Origin of the sequence: Streptomyces pseudovenezuelae, from assembly GCF_029892565.1 — a bacterium.
GTDB lineage: Bacteria > Actinomycetota > Actinomycetes > Streptomycetales > Streptomycetaceae > Streptomyces > Streptomyces pseudovenezuelae_A.
The window spans coordinates 549504-571998 of record NZ_JARXVH010000003.1 but is presented as its reverse complement, the minus strand read 5'-3'; the positions used below and the strand labels follow the sequence as shown (position 1 = coordinate 571998).

The 22495-nt window shown below is 68.3% G+C and carries 20 protein-coding genes and 1 tRNA gene; 11 read left to right on the top strand and 10 right to left on the bottom strand.

Annotated elements, in window-relative coordinates:
* Positions 1-220: 220 nt before the first annotated feature.
* The 8 genes from M2283_RS11595 to rpmH form a co-directional block, all read right to left on the bottom strand.
* Positions 221-1318, bottom strand: coding sequence for a ParB/RepB/Spo0J family partition protein (locus M2283_RS11595; RefSeq protein WP_280876051.1), 1098 nt, complete (start codon positions 1316-1318; stop codon positions 221-223).
* Positions 1315-2388, bottom strand: a complete 1074-nt coding sequence (locus M2283_RS11590) for a ParA family protein (protein ID WP_280876266.1) — start codon at positions 2386-2388, stop codon at positions 1315-1317. The genes M2283_RS11595 and M2283_RS11590 overlap by 4 nt, the downstream gene beginning before the upstream one ends.
* Before the next feature lie 296 nt (positions 2389-2684).
* Positions 2685-3401, bottom strand: a complete 717-nt coding sequence (rsmG, locus tag M2283_RS11585; protein ID WP_280876050.1) for a 16S rRNA (guanine(527)-N(7))-methyltransferase RsmG — start codon at positions 3399-3401, stop codon at positions 2685-2687.
* 117 nt (positions 3402-3518) lie between these two features.
* Entirely contained in the window at positions 3519-4031 is a 513-nt protein-coding gene (locus M2283_RS11580) for a protein jag (RefSeq protein ID WP_280876049.1), read from the bottom strand.
* Positions 4032-4046: 15 nt separating this feature from the next.
* Entirely contained in the window at positions 4047-5336 is a 1290-nt protein-coding gene (yidC, locus tag M2283_RS11575; protein ID WP_280876048.1) for a membrane protein insertase YidC, read from the bottom strand.
* A 3-nt stretch (positions 5337-5339) separates the two neighbouring features.
* A complete protein-coding gene (gene yidD / locus M2283_RS11570; protein ID WP_280876047.1) occupies positions 5340-5693 on the bottom strand; it encodes a membrane protein insertion efficiency factor YidD in 354 nt (117 codons plus the stop codon).
* A complete protein-coding gene (rnpA, locus tag M2283_RS11565) occupies positions 5690-6061 on the bottom strand; it encodes a ribonuclease P protein component (protein WP_280876046.1) in 372 nt (123 codons plus the stop codon). The genes yidD and rnpA overlap by 4 nt, the downstream gene beginning before the upstream one ends.
* Positions 6062-6082: 21 nt before the next feature.
* Positions 6083-6220: a 50S ribosomal protein L34 gene (rpmH, locus tag M2283_RS11560; protein ID WP_006381191.1), complete on the bottom strand. Its 138-nt coding sequence runs from the start codon at positions 6218-6220 to the stop codon at positions 6083-6085.
* 375 nt (positions 6221-6595) lie between these two features.
* Between rpmH and dnaA the strand changes: the two genes are divergently transcribed.
* The 9 genes from dnaA (at position 6596) to M2283_RS11515 (ending at position 19341) form a co-directional block, all read left to right on the top strand.
* Entirely contained in the window at positions 6596-8530 is a 1935-nt protein-coding gene (dnaA, locus tag M2283_RS11555) for a chromosomal replication initiator protein DnaA (RefSeq protein WP_280876045.1), read from the top strand.
* 858 nt (positions 8531-9388) lie between these two features.
* Positions 9389-10519, top strand: coding sequence for a DNA polymerase III subunit beta (gene dnaN / locus M2283_RS11550; protein ID WP_280876043.1), 1131 nt, complete (start codon positions 9389-9391; stop codon positions 10517-10519).
* A 139-nt stretch (positions 10520-10658) separates the two neighbouring features.
* On the top strand, positions 10659-11534 hold the full coding sequence (gene gnd / locus M2283_RS11545) for a phosphogluconate dehydrogenase (NAD(+)-dependent, decarboxylating) (RefSeq protein WP_280876042.1): 876 nt from the start codon (positions 10659-10661) through the stop codon (positions 11532-11534).
* A 51-nt stretch (positions 11535-11585) separates the two neighbouring features.
* Positions 11586-12707, top strand: a complete 1122-nt coding sequence (gene recF, locus M2283_RS11540) for a DNA replication/repair protein RecF (RefSeq protein ID WP_280876041.1) — start codon at positions 11586-11588, stop codon at positions 12705-12707.
* Positions 12704-13240: a DUF721 domain-containing protein gene (locus M2283_RS11535; protein ID WP_280876040.1), complete on the top strand. Its 537-nt coding sequence runs from the start codon at positions 12704-12706 to the stop codon at positions 13238-13240. Before recF ends, M2283_RS11535 begins: the two co-directional genes overlap by 4 nt.
* 375 nt (positions 13241-13615) lie before the next feature.
* Positions 13616-15676: a DNA topoisomerase (ATP-hydrolyzing) subunit B gene (gyrB, locus tag M2283_RS11530; protein ID WP_280876039.1), complete on the top strand. Its 2061-nt coding sequence runs from the start codon at positions 13616-13618 to the stop codon at positions 15674-15676.
* Positions 15677-15718: 42 nt separating this feature from the next.
* On the top strand, positions 15719-18310 hold the full coding sequence (gyrA, locus tag M2283_RS11525; RefSeq protein ID WP_280876038.1) for a DNA gyrase subunit A: 2592 nt from the start codon (positions 15719-15721) through the stop codon (positions 18308-18310).
* Positions 18311-18328: 18 nt separating this feature from the next.
* Positions 18329-19141, top strand: coding sequence for a DUF3566 domain-containing protein (locus tag M2283_RS11520; RefSeq protein WP_280876037.1), 813 nt, complete (start codon positions 18329-18331; stop codon positions 19139-19141).
* Positions 19142-19264: 123 nt separating this feature from the next.
* Positions 19265-19341: transfer RNA gene (locus M2283_RS11515), tRNA-Ile, on the top strand.
* A 121-nt stretch (positions 19342-19462) separates the two neighbouring features.
* On the opposite strand, the gene M2283_RS11510 is transcribed toward M2283_RS11515, so the two are convergent.
* Positions 19463-19660, bottom strand: coding sequence for a hypothetical protein (locus M2283_RS11510; protein ID WP_280876036.1), 198 nt, complete (start codon positions 19658-19660; stop codon positions 19463-19465).
* Between the two features lie 383 nt (positions 19661-20043).
* Positions 20044-20403 carry a DUF6344 domain-containing protein gene (locus tag M2283_RS11505; protein ID WP_280876035.1) on the bottom strand — a complete coding sequence of 120 codons (360 nt, stop codon included), beginning with the start codon at positions 20401-20403 and terminating at the stop codon, positions 20044-20046.
* Positions 20404-20732: 329 nt separating this feature from the next.
* Between M2283_RS11505 and M2283_RS11500 the strand changes: the two genes are divergently transcribed.
* Together M2283_RS11500 and M2283_RS11495 are read left to right on the top strand one after the other, a co-directional pair.
* The gene (locus M2283_RS11500) at positions 20733-20861 is read left to right on the top strand and encodes a DLW-39 family protein (protein WP_003999697.1); all 129 of its coding nucleotides are present in this window, start codon (positions 20733-20735) and stop codon (positions 20859-20861) included.
* 294 nt (positions 20862-21155) lie between these two features.
* Positions 21156-22478, top strand: a complete 1323-nt coding sequence (locus tag M2283_RS11495; RefSeq protein WP_280876034.1) for a hypothetical protein — start codon at positions 21156-21158, stop codon at positions 22476-22478.
* Positions 22479-22495: the final 17 nt, after the last annotated feature.

Sequence of the window (22495 nt, the reverse complement as noted above, 5' to 3'; positions counted from 1 at the left end):
GGCTGCGCCCACCAGTCCGGTGCGGCTCATCGTTCGCATGGCCCTGCCTCCCCAAGAGGTGCTGCCAGGTGGATGTGCCATACCCGAACGCATCGTATCCACGATGCGATTCCATCGATACTGCCTGAAAGCAAAGAGCGGGCCGTGTTCCGGTACACACCGGACACGACCCGCTCCGGTGGCCGGTCGAGCGAAACCGCCCGGCCGGCCACCGAGGATCTCAGTCCTCGGTCTCCTCGGAATCGCCGTCCAGAAGGCTCTTCTGCAGGACCGGTCCCTCACCCGGGGCGAGGGAGCTGAGGATGCGCTCAAGGTCCTCCATGGAGGCGAACTCGACGGTGATCTTGCCCTTCTTCTGCCCCAGGTCGACCTTCACCCGTGTCTCGAAGCGGTCCGAGAGACGCCCCGCGAGATCGGTGAGTGCCGGGGAGACCAGGGCGCCGGCCCGCGGTCCCTTGGAGCGCTGAGCCGACTGCGGACGCGACCCCATGAGGGTCACGATCTCCTCAACCGCCCGCACCGAGAGTCCCTCGGCCACGATGCGGTGCGCCAGCCGGTCCTGCTCCTCCGAGTCGTCCACGGAGAGCAGCGCCCGTGCGTGGCCCGCAGAGAGGACTCCTGCCGCGACCCGGCGCTGAACGGCCGGCGACAGCTTCAGCAGACGCAGGGTGTTGGAGACCTGCGGGCGGGAGCGACCGATGCGGTCCGCCAGCTGGTCGTGCGTGCAGTTGAAGTCCTTCAGCAACTGGTCGTAGGCGGCTGCCTCTTCCAGCGGGTTCAGCTGTGCGCGGTGCAGGTTCTCCAGGAGGGCGTCCAGGAGAAGCTTCTCGTCGTCCGTGGCCCGCACGATCGCCGGGATCGCCTCGAGCCCCGCCTCACGGCAGGCCCGCCACCGCCGCTCACCCATGATGAGCTCGTAGTGGGCGGAACCCGTCTGCCGTACGACGACCGGCTGGAGGAGGCCGACCTCCTTGATGGAGGTGACGAGTTCCTGCAGCGCGTCCTCATCGAAGACCTCACGCGGCTGGCGCGGGTTCGGCGTGATGGAGTCGATGGGGAGTTCCGCGAAGTACGCACCGATGGGAGGCGCCGGCGTCTCCACGCCGTTCAGGAACGACTCCTCGGTTTCATGTGAAACAGGCGGCAGCATGGCCACCTTCGCCGCGGCCACACCGCGGTCGGTCGTCAGCACCGGCACCGACGTCGGCGACGCGGAACCGGCGCCTCCCATCGCGGCGGGGGCCGGCGTCTTCTCCGTCGGGGCAGCGGGGATCAGTGCGCCGAGACCACGGCCCAAACCCCTCCGTCGCTCACTCACTGAATGCCCTCCACCATGCTCGGGTTGCTCTGGGCGCCGATGTGGGCCTGCGTCGGGTCATAGCTGACGCCGACACCCTTCAGCGCGAGTTCTCGTGCCGCCTCAAGATAAGACAGGGCACCGCTGGACCCCGGATCGTACGTCAGCACCGTCTGCCCGTAGCTCGGTGCCTCGGAGATCCGGACCGAGCGGGGAATGCTCGTCCTCAACACCTCGTCGCCGAAGTGGCTGCGCACCTCGTCGGCGACCTGGGACGCCAGACGCGTCCGGCCGTCGTACATGGTGAGCAGGATCGTCGATACATGCAGGTTGGGGTTGAGGTGGCCCCGCACCAGGTCGACGTTCCGCAGCAGCTGGCCCAGTCCCTCCAGCGCGTAGTACTCGCACTGGATCGGGATGAGGACCTCCGCACCGGCAACCAGCGCATTGACCGTCAGCAGGCCGAGCGAGGGCGGGCAGTCGATGAGGATGTAGTCGAGGGGCTGCTCGTAGGCCTGGATGGCCCGCTGCAGCCTGCTCTCCCGGGCCACCAGGGACACCAGCTCGATCTCCGCACCGGCGAGATCGATCGTGGCGGGGGCGCAGAAGAGACCCTCGACGTCAGGTACAGGCTGAACGACTTCTGCCAGGGGCCTGCTCTCGACCAGGACGTCGTAGATGGATGGGACTTCGGCATGGTGGTCGATCCCCAGCGCAGTGGATGCGTTGCCCTGAGGGTCGAGGTCGATCACCAGGACTCGGCCACCGTGCAGGGCAAGGGAGGCGGCAAGATTGACGGTCGTCGTCGTCTTGCCCACGCCACCCTTCTGGTTGGCGACCACCATGACGCGCGTCTGCTCGGGACGTGGGAGCCCCTCGCCGGCACGGCCGAGAGCCTCTACCGCCAATTGGGCAGCACGACCGATCGGAGTGTCGTCCATCGGAGGCGGTGTTTCACGTGAAACATCCTCCCCCATCGACTCGGTACGGGGACCGGGGACCGGATCGGTCATCGGTCCCGCGATGTTGGCGTCGGACCGCAAGGATTCACTCTCCTCGACTTCAGGCTCGCAATGAACAGAGCCTCCCATGTCTTCGGGGTCGTGAACCAGTGAGGCCTGGTGTTCTGTGGAGAAATCCACCTCTGTGGACAACTCCGTGCCCCTCAAGGGGGACGGAGCGTCATCGGAAGCGCCTTCTCTCAGCGAACCTAGGGGTTTTCGGTCGCGCGGTTCCGCGGCGCGGCCCCGGCTGATGATGCCGTGCAACAAGGAGCGACGTTTCACGTGAAACACGATGCACAGCAGTGGTGACCCAAACTGTCGCGACACTCCGGCATGCGTAGGTTTGACAGCTTGTGTGGAGTACGTCTCGTCGTCAGGACGGATCAGCGACGGCGACGTACCCGTCCGGTCCGGGCCGCCTTCGCCTTCTTGGCCGCGAAGCGCACCCCACCGGGGCTCTCCCCGACCTCGACCCGCACCACCGTGGACAGCGGATCCACGACGCCGTCGCCCACATGGAGGACCGACGTCCTCACCGCACCGAGCTTGCTCAGCGCCGTGGCCGCCGCCTTCAGCTCCTCCTCGGCGGTGTCGCCCTTGAGGGCGAGCATCTCGCCGTACGGACGAAGGAGCGGGATCCCCCAGGCGGCCAGCCGGTCCAGCGGTGCCACGGCCCGGGCCGTCACCACGTGCACAGGCGGCAGCTTGCCCATGACCTCCTCGGCCCGGCCCCGCATGACCGTCACATGGTCCAGGCCCAGCAGTTCGACGACCTCGGTGAGGAAGTTCGTCCGCCGCAGCAGGGGCTCCAGCAGCGTGATCTTCAGGTCCTCCCGGACCAGCGCCAGGGGAATGCCCGGCAGGCCGGCCCCGGAGCCGACATCGCACACCGTCACGCCCTCGGGCACCACCTCCGAGAGCACCGCACAGTTCAACAGGTGCCGCTCCCACAGCCGGGGCACCTCACGCGGACCGATCAGACCGCGCTGCACGCCCGCCTCGGCGAGCAGCTCCGCGTACCGGACCGCATCCGAGAACCGATCGCCGAACACCTCACGCGCCTGCTCGGGCGCAGGGGGGAGTTCCGCTGCCTCCGTCACGGGGACCGTCCTTCCGTACCGCATCAGCGCACCGAGCGCCGACCACCAGAACTATCAGGCTGACAAACTTCGGCCCCGTCTGCGCTACAGACGGGGCCGGAGGACCGTACGGACCGATCAGGCGGGAAGTACGACGACGAAGCGCTGCGGCTCCTCGCCCTCGGACTCGCTGCGCAGGCCCGCGGCCTTGACCGCGTCGTGCACGACCTTGCGCTCGAACGGCGTCATCGGGTTGAGCTTCACCGGCTCGCCGGTGTTCTTCACGTCGGAGGCGGCCTTGGCGCCCAGCTCGGAGAGCTCCTCACGCTTCTTGGCGCGGTAGCCGGCGACATCCAGCATCAGCCGACTACGGTCCCCGGTCTCCCGGTGCACGGCGAGGCGCGTGAGCTCCTGGAGCGCCTCCAGCACCTCACCGTCACGGCCGACCAGCTTGTTCAGGTCTCGGCCGCCCGAGTCGCTGATGATCGAGACAGCGGCGCGGTCGGCCTCGACGTCCATGTCGATGTCACCGTCGAGGTCGGCGATGTCCAGCAGACCCTCGAGGTAGTCCGCCGCGATCTCGCCCTCCTGCTCCAGGCGGGACAGGGTGTCTACACCCTCGGCGGGAGCGGAGGTGGTGCCTTCCGTCACGGGATGGGCTCCTTCTTACTTCTTGGAGGGGGACTTGGGGCGCTGCGGACCGCCCTTGCGCTGCCCGGACTGGGCCTTGCTGCGACCACTCGCGCCGGACTTCGACGCGGGCTTGTCGGCAGGCTTGTCGGCGGGCTTGGCGTCCTGTGGCTCGTCGGACTTCTCCAGCGACGTCGGCGAAGTGGACTCGGTGGACTCGCCGGCCGTCCTGGGGCCGCCCTGGCGCTGGGACTTCGTCTGACGCTTGGGCTGCTGGCGCTTGGGAGTGCCGCCGGTGATGGGCGTGCCGTCCTCGGTCAGCGTGGCGGCCTCGGCCTCGCCCTTCGCCACGGTGCCGTCCACCGCGGCCGCAAGGCCCGCCTTGTTCAGGGAGTTGATGAACTTGCGCTCGAACTCGTTGCGGTCCCGGCCCTTGGCGACGATCGCCTTGACGATGGTCTTCTCGCTCCGCTTGCGCGTCTTGCCGTGGTGCGTGACGTGCTTGGTCAGGCGCTCCAGGTAGGCGGCCTGGGCCTTGGAACCCGGCGTCGGGTTGTTGCGGATGACGTACATCTGCTGGCCCATGGTCCACACGTTGGTGGTCAGCCAGTAGACGAGGACACCGACGGGGAAGTTGATGCCGAAGACGGCGAACATGACCGGGAAGACGTACATCAGCATCTTCTGCTGCTGCATGAACGGCGTCTTCACCGTGGTGTCGACGTTCTTCGTCATCAGCTGGCGCTGCGTGTAGAACTGCGACGCCGACATCATCACGATCATGATCGCGGTGACGACGCGGACATCGGTCAGCGTGGCACCGAGGGCCTCGACCTTGCTGCTGCCGTCCGTGAACTTGGCGGCGAGCGGGGCGCCGACGATGTGCGCCTTACGCGCGCTGGCGAGCAGCGAGTCGTTGATGACGCCGATCGTCGAGCCCGTCGCGATGCCGTTGAGCACGTGGTACAGGGCGAAGAAGAACGGGGACTGCGCCAGGATGGGAAGGCACGAGGAGAGCGGGTTGGTACCCGTCTCCTTGTACAGCTTCATCATCTCTTCGGACTGGCGCTGCTTGTCGTTCTTGTAGCGCTCCTGGATCTTCTTCATCTCGGGCTGCAGCGTCTGCATGGCCCGGGTCGCCTTGATCTGCTTCACGAAGAGCGGGATCAGGCAGATGCGGATCAGGATCACGAGAGACACGATCGACAGGCCCCAGGCCCAGCCCGTATCGGGACCGAAGATCTTCCCGTAGACGGAGTGGAACTGGACGATGACCCAGGAAACGGGTGTCGTGATGAAGCTGAAAAGACTGGCAATCGTGTCCACTAATCATGCTCCTTGGACATGGGACGGGGTCTCGGCGGCCGGGCTCGAAGGAGTATGTCCCTCGATGGCCTGTTCGGCGGCGGAGGTCCCGCCCTTGCGTGCACGCCAGGCGCCGCGCAGCAGTTCGTGCCACCGCGGGCGCTTGCGGGGCGGCACATGGTCCACACCGCCGAGCGACCACGGATTGCACCGCAGGATGCGCCAGGCGGTGAGTGCCGTGCCCTTGATCGCACCGTGCCGATCGATGGCTGTATAGCCGTAGTGGGAGCACGACGGGTAGTACTTGCACACCGGGCCGAGCAGTGGACTGATCGTCCACTGGTACAGCTTGATCAGTGCAAGCAGTGGGTACTTCATCGCGCGCCCCCTCCCAGCAGTCGCTCCAGGGCGGCATCCAGGTCTCGGGCCAGCTGTGCATGGTCGGCGTCACCCGCACCGGGCAGCGCTCGTACGACTACCAGGCTACCGGGGGGCAGCAGGGCGACTCGATCGCGCATCAGGTGACGCAGTCTCCGCTTCACCTTGTTGCGTACCACCGCACCGCCCACGGCCTTGCTCACGACGAAACCCGCACGCGTCGGGGGAGCGCTCTCCCCTGGCGCGTGCGGGTCCGTGGCACCGCTACGAAGATGGACGACTAGGGACGGGCGTCCGGCCCGGCGCCCTCGTCGTACCGCGGTCGCGAAGTCTTCGCGCCGCCTCAGCCGATGCTCGGTAGGCAGCACGACGTCATGACCTGATCGGGATCAGGCGGACAGGCTGGCGCGACCCTTGCCACGACGGTTCGCGAGAATCGCGCGACCGGCACGGGTACGCATCCGCAGGCGGAAGCCGTGGGTCTTGGCACGACGACGGTTGTTCGGCTGGAAGGTGCGCTTGCTCACTCGGGGGCTCCAGAAATCAATCGGTGTTGGCGGGTGCCGTCCTGGCTGTCACCGTGCGCCCACGAGGAAGCTCGCGTCACGCCCGATTGCACCGCTTCCCGATCACCTTCAGCGATCTGTGCCCATCGGAGGCAGGCGGCAGCAGCCATCGACAACTCGACCTGGTTACGGTACGCGCGGCTGAGCCATCCGGTCAAACCAGGGGTCACCAGGAGACACTATCCACAGCCTGGGGACAACAACTTGAACCGCACCCGTCGCCCTGACTACCGTGGCTGGACTCCGATTCGTTCCCTTGTCCCCACCGCCACCCCATTTACCACCCGATCCGTCCCGCAACCACACGTTCGTGGGACCCACGAGAGAGCGTGCCCTGTGGCTGACGTGCCTGCCGATCTTGCCGCAGTGTGGCCACGAGTACTGGAGCAGCTCCTCGGTGAGGGGCGTGCGCAGGGGGTCGAGGCGAAGGACGAGCACTGGATCCGGCGCTGCCAGCCCCTTGCGCTGGTGGCCGACACCGCCCTGCTCGCCGTACCGAACGAGTTTGCGAAGGGGGTCCTCGAAGGCCGGCTGGCCCCCATCGTCGCCGACACACTGAGCCGCGAATGCGGCCGCCCGATCCGGATCGCGATCACCGTCGACGACTCCGCGGGCGAACCTCCGGGACCGCCGGCGCCACCGTCCCGCCCCCAGCAGCGCTACGAGGAGCCCGAACACTCCTCCGGCCAGTACGAGGGCTACGGCCGCCACCGCGCCGACGACCGCCGCTCCGGCCGCCCCGACCAGCTGCCCGGCGCTCCGAGCGACCAGCTGCCCCCCTCACGCCAGGACCAGCTGCCGACGGCCCGCCCCGCCTACCCCTCCGAGTACCAGCGCCCCGAGCCCGGCGCCTGGCCGCGCCCGCCCCAGGACGAGTACAGCTGGCAGCAGCCGCGACTCGGCTTCCCGGAGCGCGACCCCTATGCCTCGCCCTCCCAGGACGGCTACGGCCAGCAGCAGGAGCCGTACAACCCGCAGGACTCGTACGCACCGCCGTCCCAGGACTACCGCCCGCAGTCGATGGAGCGCCCGCCGTACGACGGTCAGCGCTCCGAGTACGACCAGCCGCGCCCCGACTACGACGCGCCCCGGTCCGACTACGACCAGCGCGACGCCCGCCGGGAGCGGTCCGAGCCGCCGTCCAACTCCGGGCACGTCCACCGCGGCGGCTCCATGGGCTCCGGCGCTCCGGGCCCGCTGGCCGCGCAGCCCGCGCCCGCGACCCGCCCCGGCGAGCCGACCGCGCGCCTGAATCCGAAGTACCTCTTCGACACGTTCGTCATCGGCGCCTCCAACCGCTTCGCGCACGCGGCCGCGGTGGCCGTCGCCGAGGCGCCGGCGAAGGCGTACAACCCCCTGTTCATCTATGGGGAGTCGGGGCTCGGCAAGACGCACCTGCTGCACGCGATCGGGCACTACGCGCGGAGCCTCTACCCGGGCACGCGTGTGCGGTACGTGAGCTCGGAGGAGTTCACCAACGAGTTCATCAACTCCATCCGCGACGGCAAGGGCGACAGCTTCCGCAAGCGGTACCGCGAGATGGACATCCTTCTTGTCGACGACATCCAGTTCCTGGCGGACAAGGAGTCGACGCAGGAGGAGTTCTTCCACACCTTCAACACGCTCCACAACGCGAACAAGCAGATCGTGCTCTCCAGCGACCGGCCGCCCAAGCAGCTGGTGACGCTGGAGGACCGGCTGCGGAACCGTTTCGAGTGGGGTCTGATCACCGACGTCCAGCCGCCCGAGCTGGAGACGCGTATCGCGATCCTCCGTAAGAAGGCGGTGCAGGAGCAGCTCAACGCCCCGCCGGAGGTCCTGGAGTTCATCGCGTCCCGCATCTCGCGCAACATCCGCGAGCTGGAGGGCGCGCTGATCCGGGTGACGGCGTTCGCGTCGCTCAACCGGCAGCCGGTGGACCTGGGCCTGACGGAGATCGTCCTCAAGGACCTGATCCCCGGCGGCGACGACTCGGCCCCCGAGATCACCTCGACGGCCATCATGAGCGCGACCGCCGACTACTTCGGGCTCACCGTCGAGGACCTGTGCGGCACCTCGCGCGGGCGCGCCCTGGTGACGGCACGGCAGATCGCCATGTACCTGTGCCGCGAGCTGACCGACCTGTCGCTGCCGAAGATCGGCGCGCTGTTCGGCGGGCGCGACCACACCACCGTCATGCACGCGGACCGGAAGATCCGCAATCTGATGGCCGAGCGGCGGTCCATCTACAACCAGGTGACCGAGCTGACGAACCGCATCAAGAACGGCTGACAGCCGCGCGGACAGCTCGCTGAGGGCGCCCCGGGACGAGTTCCCGAGGGCGCCCTTCTTCGTGTCGCGGCAACCCGCTGTTCGAATAGGGGCCGGGTTACGGCCTTCCTCCACAGATTCGGCGACTTTCTGGCGTCCACACCCTGGGGACCGGGAAGTTGTCCAGATCGTGTCCACAGGCGCCGTTGCCGAAAGACCGTCAGCCCAGGTCAGGTGCCTGTGGATTAGTGGACGAACGATCTCCACAGACTGTGGACAGCCGAATGATCCACAAGCTGTGCATGAAGTTGTCCACCGACAACCCACAGGCCAGGGCCGGTTGTCCCCAGCGATCCCCAGCTTCTCCACACCCCTGTCCACTGTTCGGCAACGCGACGCGCCAGATCACCGGGTCGAGTGAAAGGCGTCACACGAAGGTGCCGGGTTGGGCTGTGGGAAACGTGGGTAAAGCTGGGGACGGCGCTGGGGAGAACTGCCCCTCGGCTGTGCATGGAGTGTGCAGAACTTTCCGTTCTCCACAGAAGCGCCCGGTTGTCCACCGCCTCCGCCCACAGGGCCAGTGGACAAAATTCCCACTCTGAGCTGGGAAAACGAGGTTATCCACGGTATCCACAGCCCCTACTACTACTAGCAACTAGAGAGAGCTGGGAAACCGTTTCGAAGTGGGCCCTGTGCACAACTCGCCGTCCGGCTCCCGGCTGCCCCTCGTCACGACTTGACCCCGAGAGGCACCTACTGTCAGTGGGGTGCGTCAGACTGTTCCCCGGTGTCCTTCCCTTCACAGGGGCTGACAACACCGACACAGACGACGAAGCCAGGCAGGCCGAGAAGCGCCGGCAACAGCAGGAGGCGGCAACAGTGAAGATCCGGGTGGAACGCGACGTACTCGCGGAGGCAGTGGCCTGGGCGGCACGCAGCCTCCCGGCCCGTCCGCCGGCGCCTGTCCTCGCCGGCCTTCTGCTGAAGGCCGAGGAAGGCCAGCTGAGCCTGTCGAGCTTCGACTACGAGGTCTCCGCACGCGTGTCGGTGGAGACCGAGGTCGAGGAAGAGGGCACGGTCCTGGTCTCCGGCCGCCTGCTCGCGGACATCTGCCGCGCGCTCCCCAACCGCCCGGTGGAGATTTCCACAGACGGTGTACGGGCGACGGTGGTCTGCGGCTCCTCCCGCTTCACGCTCCACACACTGCCTGTGGAGGAGTACCCGGCGCTGCCGCAGATGCCGAACGCGACTGGCACGGTCCCCGGCGAGGTCTTCGCGGCCGCCGCCGCCCAGGTGGCCATCGCCGCCGGGCGCGACGACACGTTGCCCGTGCTCACCGGTGTGCGCATCGAGATCGAGGGCGACACGGTCACGCTGGCCTCCACCGACCGCTACCGCTTCGCGGTCCGCGAGTTCCTGTGGAAGCCGGAGAACCCGGAGGCGTCCGCGGTCGCCCTGGTGCCCGCCAAGACGCTCCTGGACACCGCCAAGGCCCTCACGAGCGGCGACAGCGTGATCCTGGCGCTGTCCGGTTCCGGGGCGGGCGAGGGCCTCATCGGCTTCGAGGGCGCGGGCCGCCGTACGACGACCCGGCTCCTGGAGGGCGACCTCCCGAAGTACCGCTCGCTGTTCCCGACGGAGTTCAACTCCATCGCGGTGATCGAGACCGCCCCCTTCGTGGAGGCCGTCAAGCGCGTGGCCCTGGTCGCCGAGCGCAACACCCCGGTGCGGCTCAGCTTCGAGCAGGGCGTGCTGATCCTGGAGGCCGGCTCCAGCGACGACGCACAGGCTGTGGAAAGGGTCGACGCCCAGCTGGAGGGCGACGACGTGTCGATCGCCTTCAACCCGACGTTCCTGCTGGACGGCCTGAGCGCCATCGACTCCCCGGTCGCCCAGCTGTCGTTCACGACGTCCACGAAGCCCGCGCTGCTCAGCGGCAAGCCGGCGCTGGACGCCGAGGCGGACGAGGCCTACAAGTACCTGATCATGCCGGTGCGGCTGAGCGGCTGACCGCCCTCGGCAGAAAGCCCCAGGTGAGGGTGTACGTCTGAGCGCGTATGCCCACAGGTGTGCGCGAGCGTCCGGGTCTAGGCTCGGACGCAGGTACGAAAGTGCCCCACACGCCACACCGCAACCTAAGGAACAACTGATGGAGCTCGGTCTCGTCGGCCTCGGCAAGATGGGCGGCAACATGCGCGAGCGGATCCGCCGCGCAGGTCACACCGTCATCGGATTCGACCGCAACCCGGATCTCGCCGATGTCCACAGCCTGGAAGAGCTTGTGGGCAAGCTCGAGGGCCCGCGCGTGGTCTGGGTGATGGTCCCGGCCGGTGCCCCCACCCAGTCGACCGTGGACGAGCTGGCCGAGCTCCTGGAGCCGGGCGACGTCGTCGTGGACGGCGGCAACTCCCGCTGGACGGACGACGAGAAGCACGCCGAGGAACTGGCCGCCAAGGGCATCGGATTCGTCGACTGCGGCGTCTCAGGCGGCGTCTGGGGCCTGGAGAACGGCTATGCGCTGATGTACGGCGGCGACGCGGAGAACGTCGCCAAGGTGCAGCCGGTCTTCGACGCCCTCAAGCCCGAGGGCACGTTCGGCTCGGTGCACGCCGGCAAGGTGGGCGCCGGGCACTTCGCCAAGATGGTCCACAACGGTATCGAGTACGCCATGATGCAGGCCTACGCCGAGGGCTGGGAGCTGCTGGAGAAGGTCGACTCCGTCACGGACGTGCGCGAGGTCTTCCGCTCCTGGCAGGAGGGCACGGTGATCCGTTCCTGGCTGTTGGACCTCGCCGTGAACGCGCTCGACGGCGACGAGCACCTCGACAAGCTCAAGGGCTACGCACAGGACTCCGGCGAGGGCCGCTGGACCGTGGAGGCCGCCATCGACAACGCGGTGCCGCTGCCGACGATCACCGCGTCGCTGTTCGCGCGGTTCGCCTCCCGCCAGGACGACTCGCCCCAGATGAAGATGATCGCGGCGCTGCGCAACCAGTTCGGCGGCCACGCGGTCGAGACGAAGTAATCCACAGGGCTGCCCGGCAGTCCACAACCCGGGGGAGGTCGGCGAACGACCATGCACGTCACGCATCTGTCGCTGGCCGACTTCCGCTCGTACGCCGGGGTCGACGTTCCGCTCGACCCCGGCGTCACCGCGTTCGTGGGCCCCAACGGGCAGGGCAAGACGAACCTCGTCGAGGCCGTCGGCTACCTCGCCACCCTCGGCAGCCACCGCGTCGCCTCCGACGCCCCCCTGGTGCGCATGGGCGCCGAGCGCGCGGTCATCCGGGCGCAGGTCAAGCAGGGCGAGCGGCAGCAGCTGATCGAGCTGGAGCTGAACCCCGGCCGGGCCAACCGTGCTCGTATCAACAGGTCTTCGCAGGTCAGACCGCGTGACGTGCTCGGCATCGTGCGGACCGTGCTGTTCGCGCCGGAGGACCTCGCCCTGGTGAAGGGCGACCCCGGTGAGCGGCGCCGCTTTCTCGACGAACTGATCACCGCCCGCTCCCCGCGCATGGCCGGCGTCCGCTCCGACTACGAGCGTGTTCTCAAGCAGCGCAACACGCTCCTCAAGAGCGCGGCCCTGGCCCGGCGGCACGGCGGCCGCTCCATGGACCTGTCGACGCTCGACGTCTGGGACCAGCATCTCGCGCGCGTGGGCGCCGAGTTGCTCGCCCAGCGCCTGGACCTGGTCGCCGCGGTCCAGCCGCTGACCGACAAGGCGTACGAGCAACTGGCGCCCGGCGGCGGCCCGATCGTCCTGGAGTACAAGCCGTCAGCGCCCGGTGAGGCACACACGCGCGAGGACCTTTACGAGCAGCTCATGGGGGCGCTCGCGGAGGCGCGCAAGCAGGAGATCGAGCGGGGCATCACCCTCGTAGGACCCCATCGGGACGATCTGGTGCTCAAACTCGGTCAGTTGCCGGCCAAGGGGTACGCCTCGCACGGTGAGTCCTGGTCCTATGCGCTGGCGCTGCGGCTGGCGTCGTACGACCTGTTGCGGGCCGAGGGCAACGAGCCGGTGCTGGTGCTCGACGACGTGTTCGCCGAGTTGGACACCCGGCGGCGCGAGCGGCTGGCGGAGCTGGTCGCGCCCGGGGAGCAGGTCCTGGTGACGGCCGCGGTCGACGACGACGTACCGCACGTACTGGCGGGGACGCGGTTCTCCGTGGCGGACGGGGCGGTGGAGCGCGTATGACGGACGAAGAGCCCGTCGTCCCCGAGAAGGCCCCGGAGCCGTCCGGCGTCGACCTCGCGCGCGTGGCGCTCAGGGCGGCCAAGGAACAGGCACGCGCGCGTGGGGACGCGGCGCGGCAGAAGAAGCAGGCGCGGCGCGGGGGCCTGCGCTCCGGCGCGCGCGCCGACGGGCGCGACCCCATGGCGTTCGGTGCGGCGATCAACCGGCTGATCACCGAACGCGGTTGGGAGGCCCCGGCCGCGGTGGGCGGGGTGATGGGGCGCTGGCCGCAGATCGTCGGCGAGGACGTGGCCAACCACTGCGTGCCGGAGCGGTACGACGAGGACGAGCAGGTGCTGGTCGTGCGCTGCGACTCCACGGCCTGGGCGACGAATCTGCGCCTGCTGGCACCCACCCTGGTGGCCCGGCTGAACGAGGATCTGGGCCATGGCACGGTGAAGGTGATCAAGGTGCTCGGGCCCAGTGGGCCCGCCCGCAACTACGGTCCGCTGCGTGCTCCGGGCAGCAAGGGGCCCGGCGACACCTATGGGTGACTGACATCACATATGTGGGTGCGCGGCGGTCGAGTCGCGCAACGGCACGCGGTTGCGAATCGCGATCTGACTCCCAAGTAGCCAAGGGTTGACAGCCGGAAGCGCTGAGTGCCGCTGTGAGCCTCTTGGAGCCCCGCTCCGTATATGGGGACCCGGAAGACGCCGGTTGAGGGCGGCACATGAGGACTCAGGTACCGGCAAACCCCCATCACTGTCGGTGCTACCGGTAGACTGGGAGCTAATCCCGCCCCACTGATGGGGACCGCCCGGGAAACGCTGAGCAACGCTGATCAAGGCTTACCAACGCAACATGCCGCAGCCGCTCCGGCAACCCGCCGACGAGCCTGGCTCGTGCTGTGCCAGAAAGGGCGCTTCGTGGCCGATTCCGGCAACCCCAACGAGAACATCCCGTCCATCGACGCCGGCGAGAACGGCGCGGTGACCTCGTCGAACGGCGAGGTCACCGCCGCGTACGACGCCAGCGCCATCACCGTCCTCGAGGGTCTGGACGCGGTCCGCAAGCGACCCGGTATGTACATCGGTTCGACCGGTGAGCGAGGTCTGCACCACCTCGTGCAGGAAGTCGTCGACAACTCCGTCGACGAGGCTCTGGCCGGCCACGCGGACACCATCGACGTCACGATCCTTCACGACGGCGGCGTGCGCGTCATCGACAACGGCCGAGGCATCCCGGTGGGCATCGTCCCGTCCGAGGGCAAGCCCGCCGTCGAGGTCGTGCTGACGGTGCTGCACGCGGGCGGCAAGTTCGGGGGCGGCGGCTACGCGGTCTCCGGTGGTCTGCACGGCGTGGGCGTCTCCGTTGTGAACGCGCTGTCCAGCAAGGTCGCCGTCGAGATCAGGACCGACGGACACCGCTGGACCCAGGACTACAAGCTGGGCGTGCCGACGGCCCCGCTCGTGCAGCACGAGACCACGGACGAGACCGGTACGTCGGTCACCTTCTGGGCCGACCCGGACGTCTTCGAGACCACCGAGTACTCCTTCGAGACGCTCTCGCGGCGCTTCCAGGAGATGGCGTTCCTCAACAAGGGTTTGACGATCAAACTCACTGACGAGCGCGAGGTGGCGAAGGCCACGGTCGGTGCCGACGAGGCGGGTGCGGACGAGAAGGACGAGGTCAAGTCCGTCACGTACCACTACGAGGGCGGCATCGTCGACTACGTGAAGTACCTCAACTCCCGCAAGGGAGAAGTGGTGCATCCGACCATCATCGACCTGGAGGCGGAGGACAAGGACAAGAGCCTGTCCCTCGAGGTCGCGATGCAGTGGAACAGTGGTTACAGCGAGGGTGTGTACTCCTTCGCCAACATCATCCACACGCACGAGGGCGGTACGCACGAAGAGGGCTTCCGGGCCGCGCTGACGTCGCTGATCAACAAGTACGCGCGCGACAAGAAGCTGCTCCGGGAGAAGGACGACAACCTCACGGGCGACGACATCCGCGAGGGTCTGACCGCGATCATCTCGGTGAAGCTGGCCGAGCCGCAGTTCGAGGGCCAGACCAAGACCAAGCTCGGCAACACCGAGGCGAAGACCTTCGTACAGAAGGCGGTCTACGAGCACCTCAACGACTGGCTCGACCGCAACCCGAACGAGGCCGCGGACATCATCCGCAAGGGCATCCAGGCCGCCACCGCGCGCGTGGCCGCCCGCAAGGCCCGCGACCTCACCCGTCGCAAGGGCCTGCTGGAGACCGCGTCCCTGCCGGGCAAGCTGTCCGACTGCCAGTCGAACGACCCCACCAAGTGCGAGATCTTCATCGTCGAGGGTGACTCCGCCGGCGGCTCGGCCAAGTCCGGCCGGAACCCGCAGTACCAGGCGATCCTCCCGATCCGAGGCAAGATCCTCAACGTCGAGAAGGCCAGGATCGACAAGATCCTGCAGAACCAGGAGATCCAGGCGCTGATCTCCGCCTTCGGTACCGGAGTCCACGAGGACTTCGACATCGCGAGGCTGCGCTATCACAAGATCATCCTGATGGCGGACGCCGACGTCGACGGTCAGCACATCAGCACGCTGCTGCTGACCTTCCTGTTCCGCTTCATGCGGCCGCTGGTCGAGGCCGGGCACGTGTTCCTGTCGCGCCCCCCGCTGTACAAGATCAAGTGGGGCCGTGACGACTTCGAGTACGCGTACTCGGACCGTGAGCGCGACGCGCTGATCGAGCTGGGCCGGCAGAACGGCAAGCGGATCAAGGAAGACTCGATCCAGCGCTTCAAGGGTCTCGGCGAGATGAACGCCGAGGAGCTGCGCATCACCACGATGGACCAGGAGCACCGCGTCCTCGGCCAGGTCACCCTGGACGACGCCGCACAGGCCGACGACCTGTTCTCGGTCCTCATGGGCGAGGACGTCGAGGCGCGCCGCCAGTTCATCCAGCGCAACGCCAAGGACGTCCGCTTCCTCGACATCTGAGTCGGTCTCAGCTGACCGCATCAGGAAGGATCCTCACCAGCAATGACCGACGAGAACACTCCCAGCACTCCTGAAGAGGGCGTCATCGCCCAGCGCGTCGAGCCCGTCGGGCTCGAGACGGAGATGCAGCGCTCGTACCTCGACTACGCGATGTCCGTCATCGTGTCGCGAGCCCTGCCCGACGTCCGTGACGGCCTCAAGCCCGTCCACCGCCGCGTCCTGTACGCGATGTACGACGGCGGCTACCGGCCCGAGAAGGGCTTCTACAAGTGCGCCCGCGTCGTCGGCGACGTCATGGGCAACTACCACCCGCACGGCGACTCCTCGATCTACGACGCGCTGGTCCGCCTCGCGCAGCCGTGGTCGATGCGGATGCCGCTGGTGGACTCCAACGGCAACTTCGGCTCTCCGGGCAACGACCCCGCCGCCGCCATGCGCTACACCGAGTGCAAGATGGCGCCGCTGTCGATGGAGATGGTCCGTGACATCGACGAGGAGACCGTCGACTTCACGGACAACTACGACGGCCGCTCCCAGGAGCCGACCGTCCTGCCGGCCCGCTTCCCGAACCTGCTGATCAACGGCTCGGCGGGCATCGCGGTCGGCATGGCCACCAACATCCCGCCGCACAACCTCCGTGAGGTCGCGGCGGGCGCCCAGTGGTGCCTGGAGAACCCGGAGGCCTCGCAGGAGGAGCTCCTGGACGCGCTGATCGAGCGCATCAAGGGCCCGGACTTCCCGACCGGCGCGCTCGCCGTCGGCCGTAAGGGCATCGAAGAGGCGTACCGCACCGGCCGCGGCTCGATCACCATGCGCGCGGTCGTCGAGGTCGAGGAGATCCAGAACCGCCAGTGCCTGGTGGTCACCGAACTCCCCTACCAGACCAACCCCGACAACCTCGCGCAGAAGATCGCCGACCTGGTGAAGGACGGCAAGGTCGGCGGCATCGCCGACGTCCGCGACGAGACGTCGTCCCGTACCGGCCAGCGCCTGGTCATCGTCCTGAAGCGGGACGCGGTCGCCAAGGTCGTACTGAACAACCTCTACAAGCACACGGATCTGCAGTCGAACTTCAGCGCCAACATGCTGGCCCTGGTCGACGGTGTGCCGCGGACGCTGTCACTGGACGCGTTCATCCGCCACTGGGTGGCGCACCAGATCGAGGTCATCGTCCGCCGGACGAAGTTCCGGCTGCGCAAGGCCGAGGAGCGGGCGCACATCCTGCGCGGCCTCCTGAAGGCCCTGGACGCCATTGACGAGGTCATCGCGCTGATCCGGCGCAGTGACACCGTGGACATCGCGCGCACGGGCCTGATGGGCCTCCTGGAGATCGACGAGATCCAGGCGAACGCCATCCTGGAGATGCAGCTGCGTCGACTGGCCGCCCTTGAGCGCCAGAAGATCGTCCAGGAGCACGACGAACTCCAGGCGAAGATCGCCGAGTACAACGCGATCCTGGCCTCGCCGGTCCGTCAGCGCGGCATCGTCAGCGAGGAACTCGCCGCGATCGTCGAGAAGTTCGGCGACGACCGCAAGACGATGCTCGTGCCCTTCGACGGCGACATGTCCATCGAGGACCTCATCGCCGAAGAGGACATCGTCGTCACCATCTCGCGCGGCGGCTACGTCAAGCGCACGAAGACGGACGACTACCGCTCCCAGAAGCGCGGCGGCAAGGGCGTGCGCGGCGCGAAGCTGAAGGAAGACGACATCGTCGACCACTTTTTCGTGTCGACGACGCACCACTGGCTGCTGTTCTTCACCAACAAGGGCCGGGTGTACCGCGCGAAGGCGTACGAGCTGCCGGACGCCGGCCGTGACGCGCGCGGACAGCACGTCGCGAACCTGCTGGCCTTCCAGCCGGACGAGTCGATCGCCGAGATCCTCGCGATCCGCGACTACGAGGCGGCGCCGTACCTGGTGCTGGCCACGAAGGGTGGTCTGGTCAAGAAGACGCCTCTGAAGGATTACGATTCGCCCCGTTCCGGCGGCGTGATCGCGATCAACCTGCGGGAGCGCGAGGACGGTTCCGACGACGAACTGATCGGAGCCGAGCTCGTTTCATCCGACAGTGATCTGCTTCTGATCAGCAAGAAGGCACAGTCGATCAGGTTCACCGCCTCGGACGAGACTCTGCGCCCCATGGGCCGCGCTACCTCGGGTGTCAAGGGCATGAGTTTCCGCCCCGGCGATGAACTTCTGTCGATGAATGTTGTTCGACCCGGTACGTTCGTGTTCACTGCCACAGACGGCGGGTACGCGAAGCGGACCGCTGTCGACGAGTACCGCGTCCAAGGTCGCGGTGGCCTGGGTATCAAGGCCGCCAAGATCGTCGAGGACCGCGGCTCTCTCGTCGGCGCGCTGGTGGTCGAGGAGCTCGACGAGATCCTCGCCATCTCGCTGTCGGGCGGTGTGATTCGTACGCGAGTCAACGAGGTCAGGGAGACGGGCCGTGACACCATGGGCGTCCAACTGATCAACCTGGGCAAGCGCGATGCCGTCGTCGGTATCGCTCGTAACGCCGAGGCGGGGCGCGAGGCGGAGGAAGTCGACGGCGAGGTCGCCGTGGACGAGACCGCCGAGGGTGCCGCGACCACCGGCACGGACGAGGGCGAGTCGCCCTCGGCCGAGTAGCACGAGGAGAGAGACATCGTGAGCGGAGCCACGGGCGCCGGGTCGGCCGGTACCCCCAGGGGTACCGAAACTGACGGAGGCGGCCGTGGCTCCGCCGCGCAGGTGACGGACTCGCATACGACCCAGCTCAAAGCGATCAAGCCACCCGCCAACGAGCCGCGCTCGCCCGACACTCATGGATCCCAGGGGGGAACTGTGACGGACACCCGAGGCCCGCAGACCCAGCAGCACGCGGCTGGGACGGGTCCGGCAGCCCCGGGCGCGCAGCCGCAGGCAGCGGCCCCGCCCGCGCCGCCGCAGCAACAGCCGGCCTCCCCGCTCCCCGGTGAGCGGCAGCCGCAGCAGCCCACCGGGCCGTACCACCCGCCGCAGGCCTACCAGAACCCGGCGGCCCCGACACAGGCCCCCGCTCCGGCAGGCGCCGTACGTCGGCCGCGCACCGGGGCACGCACCACGCCGCGGATCCGCAAGGCACGCCTGCGCGTGGCGAAGGCCGACCCGTGGTCGGTGATGAAGGTCAGCTTCCTGCTCTCCATCGCCCTGGGCATCTGCACGATCGTCGCGTCCGCCGTCCTGTGGATGGTCATGGACGCGATGGGCGTCTTCTCGACGGTCGGCGGCACCATCTCCGAGGCGACCGGCTCGAACGAGTCGAACGGCTTCGACCTGCAGTCGTTCCTGTCCCTCCCGCACGTCCTGATGTTCGCGTCGGTCATCGCGGTCATCGACGTCGTCCTCGCGACGGCTCTCGCGACCCTCGGCGCGTTCATCTACAACCTCTCCGCGGGCTTCGTCGGCGGCATCGAGCTGACGCTCGCCGAGGACGAGTGACTTGGCCGTCCGCAGGGGTTCAAACCTCCGCGGACGGTCCGGCGACTATCGATTTTGGGACTGCCCACGTCGTGCGCTAATCTTCAGGGGTCAGCGCGCGGGACACACACCGCAGAGCGCGGCGGGGCTATAGCTCAGTTGGTTAGAGCGCATCCCTGATAAGGATGAGGCCACAGGTTCAAATCCTGTTAGCCCCACCAGCACGAAGACCCCCAACCGGTCATGGTTGGGGGTCTTTGACGTTCTCGGCTGACGTCTACGGCTGATATTTACGTCTGACTGCTCTACGGCTGACATCAAGCCCGGCACCCGCGACGGCGGTCACCGGCGGGCGGCGGCCTCGATGTCCGCGATCAGTTGGTGCATGCGCCGGGCGTGAGTGAAGTCCGGGACCTCGTGGGTGCCGTTGGCCAGGTCCTCGGCGAGAGCCGCGTACACGGCTGCGACGTTGGCGGCGGGTCCGGGCGGGACGATGGACAGGTCGGTGTTCTGCCGGGCGGGCACGGTCAGGGGGTTCACCCACCCGGGTCGCGGCTCCGTCGCCTCCGGCGAGGGGCAACTCGGTGCTCTGGATGTTGCCGTCGGCGGACGGACTGGTCAGCAGGAGGTCGCCGGAGGTGCCGTTGATCTCCCAGCGCAGGCTCCCCGCGCGGGATCGGCCGCCGCTGTAGAACACCGAGGCGGGCGTCGTGAAGGGCCTCGCCCGCTGGACCGACCGGCACGTGGACGTGATCCGTGCCGCCCGCGCGGACTACGACCGCCGGACGGACGCCACGGCCTGACGCCAGGGCCCGGCGGGGAACGGCAAGACCCCCGACCGCATGCGGTCAGGGGTCTCCTGTGTGGGCGTTTGGGTACGCAAGTTCGCCAATTACGCCGGTGATGTGGGGCCGGGCGGTCACTCAGAGCTGGAGGGGAGCGGTGTCCTCGGGGGAGTCGGAGGTCGCCTCGGTGGACATTGCGTCCGTGTCGGTCGCCGTGTCCGTGTCGGCGTCCGCGGGCGAGCGGTGGCGGCAGCTGGGGGACTTGCCGTGGGCCTCGGCGCGGATGCGCTGCTTCATCGTGGGGGGCAGGGACCTGGTGAAGGACCAGGGCTCGTGGGCCGTGGCCGGCGTCATCGTGTGCGCGCTGCTGTTGCTGGTCGTCCCGGTCTGGGGTACGGCCGCGGCGGCGGTCGTCGTGATGAGTCCGAGCGTCGTGCACAGCGCCAGGAAGGCGATGACGATGGCGGTCCACAGCTTCGTGACCTGGTTCTGGGCCATGGCCCCTCACTTTCGGGTTGGGCGATTTGCGTACTTTCCTCATGATGTGTATGGCGGTCGCGAAGTGGTGGACCGACGCCCGTGGCGCGTCGATCTTCTGATGAACACCACCCGGATGGCCGCAAGTAGCCTGAAAAGGGGTCGATGGGGCCCAAAGTGACCGGCTGTGGAGGTGTGATCACCCTCCGATCGGAGCGGTCGACTCCGGTTCTACTGCGGTGTGTGGGAGGGGAGTTGAGGGGGCCCACGCAGGTCACCGATCGATATCGGGCGGTGTGTATAGTCGGGCGCCAGAGGTCCCCTACGTCAAAGAAAGACGAGGTCGCGCGGTGAAGAAGCTTCTCCTGGTCGCACTGGCCGCCATCGGCGGGCTCCTCGTGTACCGCCAGATCCAGGCGGATCGCGCCGAGCAGGACCTGTGGACGGAGGCAACTGACTCCGTGCCCACGGGTTCCTGAGCACCGACATCCGATACTGAAAACCCCGGCCGCCTGGCGGTCGGGGTTTTGCGTTGTCCGGTGAGCCTCGGACGGTGTCGGAGGTCGAAGGCGTCGTCGTTTCGGGGTCGGAGCAGGGCGTTTCGGACGCTCGTACGGAATGCGCGGATGACGCGCGGCCGTGCGGGGCAGGATGGGCCACGGCCTTGCGGGTCCGGGTGACGACGTGACGACTAGGGGTGACGCGGGATGGGGCGGCGTACGGCGTGGTGGCGTGCCAGGGCACGGCGCGGTCGTCCGTCGGCACGCACGCGCGTGGCGGTCGCCGTAACGCTGCTGTGCACGGCCGCGGCACTCACGTCCTGGCCGGCGGGGACCGCGACGGCGGCCGGCACAGCGGACCCGGACGTCACCTCCCCCTCGGCCACCACCTCTGCCACGGGCCAAGCCTCCCCCTCGAACTACGCCTTCGCACCGGGCGCCCTGCCCGTCGACGGGGCGTCGGGCACCACGGACGCAGCCCTCGTCGAGCCCGGCAAGACGTACCGCAGCTCCCTCCCCGAGAGCGGGAAGGTCTACTACCGCCTCGACCTCGACGACTCCTCGAACGCGTACGTCTCCGTCACCGCCGCCCCGCCCACCGGCGGCGAACTCGCCGTCACCTCCGGCATCAAGGTGTGGATGGAGAACGCCGACGGCCGCTCCTGCTCCTTCGAGACCGCCACCTTCGGCGCGTCCCGCAGCCCGCACCCCATCACCACCTGGGGCGCCCGTACGACATCCCCGCGCGCCCCGGTCTGCGAAGGGTCCGGTGCGTACTACGTCGTCGTCGAACGTTCCGGTACGACGGACACCTCGCCCGGCGCCTGGGACCTGGAGCTCACCGCCACGACCGAACCGCGCCTGAAGGCGGCCGGCGCGACGAGCGCGCCCGAGGCATGGGACTCCGCCTCGCCGAGCCTGCCGGTGGGCCAGGCCGAGGAGCGCCGGGGAGGTGCCGGATTCGCACAGTCGGCAGCCGTCGGACAGGGCGTGTGGCACACCGACATCGAGCCCGGGCAGACGCTCTTCTACGAAGTCCCGGTCGGCTGGGGCCAACAGCTCTCCGCCGCCGCCGAACTGGGCAGCTCCGACGGCGCCACAGGCCTCGCGCCCGGCGCGCTGGACCTCGCTCTCTACAACCCCGTGCGCGCGGACGTCGAGGATGCGAGCGTCAGCTACGACGGCCGCCAGAAGACCGCCTCCCTCGACGCGGTGCCGCCGGTCGACTACGTCAACCGCTACTCGTTCTCCGACCGAGTGAACGGCATGCGCTTCGCCGGCTCGTACTACCTGGTGGTGCACCTCGCCGAGGGCGTCGCCGACAAATTCGGCGACGGGCCGTTCGGGCTGAGCCTGCGGATCGGGGTGAAGGGCGGGGCACAGAGCGGGCCCGGATACGCGGGGCAGTCCGTGCCGCGGAACACGTTCGAGGTCGCGGGGCAGGGCGGGGGCGCGGCCGCGGACGGCGGGGCCGGGGGAGGCGGCGGCACCGCGATGACGGCTCTCGCCGTGGGCGGTATCGGCGGCGGTACGGCGGTGTTGGTGGGGTTGGGAGTGTGGACCGTCGTGGCTCGGCGCAAGGCCGGGGTCTTGTGACGGCGACGGTGACGGTG

Coding starts and splice junctions, on each gene's coding strand:
- M2283_RS11590 (WP_280876266.1), bottom strand. CDS start 2,388: ATGGGAGGCTCTGTTCATTGCGAGCCTGAAGTCGAGGAGAGTGAATCC.
- yidD (WP_280876047.1), bottom strand. CDS start 5,693: ATGAAGTACCCACTGCTTGCACTGATCAAGCTGTACCAGTGGACGATC.
- gnd (WP_280876042.1), top strand. CDS start 10,659: ATGGAGCTCGGTCTCGTCGGCCTCGGCAAGATGGGCGGCAACATGCGC.
- recF (WP_280876041.1), top strand. CDS start 11,586: ATGCACGTCACGCATCTGTCGCTGGCCGACTTCCGCTCGTACGCCGGG.
- M2283_RS11535 (WP_280876040.1), top strand. CDS start 12,704: ATGACGGACGAAGAGCCCGTCGTCCCCGAGAAGGCCCCGGAGCCGTCC.
- gyrA (WP_280876038.1), top strand. CDS start 15,719: ATGACCGACGAGAACACTCCCAGCACTCCTGAAGAGGGCGTCATCGCC.
- M2283_RS11505 (WP_280876035.1), bottom strand. CDS start 20,403: ATGGCCCAGAACCAGGTCACGAAGCTGTGGACCGCCATCGTCATCGCC.